General features: G+C 53.0%; 1 protein-coding gene. It reads right to left on the reverse strand.

Features of this window, described 5'->3' with window-relative positions; genetic code table 11:
- A partial coding sequence (locus tag ACTHUR_RS20880) for a dihydroxy-acid dehydratase domain-containing protein (RefSeq protein ID WP_440400716.1) occupies window positions 1-447 on the reverse strand: 447 nt, incomplete at both ends.

Below are 447 nucleotides of genomic sequence, written 5' to 3' on the forward strand. Positions count from 1 at the left end.
GTGTACACGTCGGTGTGCAGTTTGCCTGCTTTGTCCAATTCTTTCAGGATGGCGAAAATGCCGCCGGCGCGATGCACGTCTTCCATGTAGTAGTCGTGGTTGTTTGGCGCGGTTTTGCAGATACAAGGTACAACGCGGCTCAGGCGGTCGATGTCAGCCATTTTGAAATCGACACCGGCTTCGTTGGCAACGGCCAACAGGTGCAAAATGGTATTGGTAGAGCCGCCCATGGCGATGTCCATGGTCATGGCGTTTTCAAATGCTTTTTTGTTGGCAATGCTGCGCGGCAAAACGGTTTCGTCGTCTTGCTCGTAATAGCGTTTGGTGATTTCGACAATCATGCGGCCTGCTTCTAGGAATAATTCTTTGCGGCCTACGTGGGTAGCCAGATAAGAACCATTGCCCGGCAGGGAAAGGCCGAGTGCCTCGGTCAGGCAGTTCATGGAG

The organism is Neisseria sp. P0021.S007 (assembly GCF_051956855.1).